Below are 2,330 nucleotides of genomic sequence, written 5' to 3'. Positions count from 1 at the left end.
GATGTAAGCCGCGCTCTCCCGCCGCAGCTCCTGCCCAAGCCACACCCCCCTCTGCGCCGCACTCAACTGCCGCGCATATACGCCCGCTGTGCTCTCAGCACCTGTCTCCGCCACGATCCGCCTGCCACCTTGCAGCTTTATTTCCAGTTACTTATACCTTGCATAAGCGTGAAGACCAAACGCGGCGATCAGCGCCGCGGGGCCGCCGGTAAGGCGTTGCGGCTGGTCTCCCTCGCGGCGAAGATCAGGCTTTCATCACCCATGGAGCGGCCAGTTGATCGCATGACGGATAGCTCCTCGCCTTCGCCCCGCCGTGGGATGGCCCTATCGGCCCTTGATCCGGAATTCCGCGCCTGTCCGCATCGCATCATTCGCGATATCGCCGCCGAAGGGCGCTGCATCGCCGATCCTCCATTTCATCGCTTTCTCATCACCGGCTTCGCCGAAGCACGCGCCTTTCTTCTCCGGAATGACGTGTCAGCCGATCCGCAGGTTCTGGACAAGGGCGGCGCAGCCGTATCGGGGCCGTTCAGCCGCACCATGTTGCAGACGGATCCGCCCGATCACGGCAAGCTCCGCGGCCTCGTCGGCAAACGATTTGCCGCCGCGGCATTAGAAGCGCACCGGCCCGCGATCGCGGCCGAGGCGGAGCGCCTCCTCGACCGAGTGGCGGGGGCGGCGGGCTTCGACCTTCTCGGCCAATTTGCCATCCCGCTCGCCCTCTCGACGATGGTGTCGATGTTGGGCACCGGGCAAACGCCCGCGATGGCGCAATGGATTCTCGATCTCGAGCCGGCTTTCGATCCCTTTGCCGACGCGGCTGCGCGCGCGCGCCTCGCCAATGCCCGGGACTGCCTGCGCGCATTCTATCTGCCGCTTTGCCGCGCCGATGGGCCGCAGGATGACCCGCTGGCGGATATGACGCGAACGGCGATCGCCGCCGGATTGACGACGGAGGCAGTCGTCGAGACAGCGACGCTTCTGTTGGGTGCCGGCACGATGACGACGGCCGATCTTATCACCAATGGCGTCTATCGGCTGCTGTCGGAGCCGGGGCAGCTCAGCCTGCTGCGATCCGATCCAGCGCTGCTCAAGGGTGCGATCGAGGAAACGCTTCGGCTCGAACCCTCCGTAGCCCAATACGCCCGGATCAGCCTCGCCGAAGCGCGCATCGGCGAGACGATCGTCCCGGCCGGGACCGGAGTGAGCGTTTCCGCCTTCGCGACGGGAATGGATCCCACGATCCATCCGGATCCTGAGCGGTTTGACATAACAAGGGAGCAGCGCGCGCACCTCGCCTTTGCCGCCGGCATCCATGCCTGCATCGGCAGCCACCTGGCGCGGATGGAGGCGGGCATCGCATGGGCAGCACTGTTCAGGCGCTTTCCGGCACTGCGGATCGACCCGGCGGAGATACCGCAGCGCCGGCCCAGCCTGGTCTTCAACGGTTTCGAACGGCTGCTGGTTCTTCCTTGATCCGCAGCAAGGCGTCATTCAGAACGCCGCCGATGATGTCGGCCGAGCCTGGCAGCAGCATACTGCTGTGCTCATGGAGAACCGGATAGGTCGTGATCCGGCCGGTGATGTGCGGCTGCCAGCTTGCCGGCGGCGGCAGCGCGACGGCACCCTCGAGCGGCGGACAAGTGAAGAGCAGAAGATCACCCTCATAGATGCCCGACCGAGCGTTCGTCAGAAGGACGGCGCTTTCGTAGCAGACGCGGACCATTGCTTCGATCGCTGCCGGATCGGCAACCGGTTGGGAGGCGATAAAGCGGCGTAGGCCAGCATCGAGATAGTTGCTGACGACGAGACGCAAGGCCGCGGAAACGATCTCCGGGCTCGTATGCAGGTTGAGGATTGTCGCATAATCAAGCCCGGCGGGATAACCGTCCATGGAGGCGAGGAGGGGGACGGCCTCGCCCTGCTGCTGGAGGCGCACGGCGATGGCATGGGCGATGGCAGCGCCGGAGGACCATCCGATCAGGTGATAGGGCCCCTGCGGCTGCACCTTTCTGATCTCGGCGAGATAGTCTTCGACCATCGCCTCCAGCGTGGCCGGCGCCGCTGCCGGATCGGCGAAGGAGCGCGCCTGCAACGCATAGAGCGGGCGTTCCACGGCGAGATGACGTAGCAACGCCGCATACATCCAGCTGAGGCCAGGGGCGGGATGGATGCAGAAGAGTGGCGGCAGGGTGCCACCGGGCCGGAGTGCCAGCATGACCGAGAATGCGCTGACCGGCTCGGCATCATTCTGGATATGGTTGGCGAGTTGAGCGGGGGAGGGAGCGTTGAAGAGATCGCCGAGGCCGATCTCGTGGCCGAGTTCGGCC

At 65.4% G+C, this 2,330-nt stretch carries 2 protein-coding genes; one reads left to right on the top strand and one right to left on the bottom strand.

Features of this window, described 5'->3' with window-relative positions; genetic code table 11:
• Positions 1 to 261: 261 nt before the first annotated feature.
• On the top strand, positions 262 to 1,476 hold the full coding sequence (locus ACYQ7X_RS17405) for a cytochrome P450 (protein ID WP_459698338.1): 1,215 nt from the start codon (positions 262 to 264) through the stop codon (positions 1,474 to 1,476).
• Here ACYQ7X_RS17405 and ACYQ7X_RS17400 read toward each other — a convergent pair.
• A partial coding sequence (locus ACYQ7X_RS17400) for an alpha/beta fold hydrolase (RefSeq protein WP_459698337.1) occupies positions 1,442 to 2,330 on the bottom strand: 889 nt, incomplete at its 5' end. The two genes, ACYQ7X_RS17405 and ACYQ7X_RS17400, sit on opposite strands and share 35 nt — an antisense overlap.

The sequence above is a fragment of the Acidisoma sp. C75 genome, from assembly GCF_054665095.1.
Note: the sequence above shows the minus strand (reverse complement) of the source record. Positions and strands in the feature narration are given on the sequence as shown.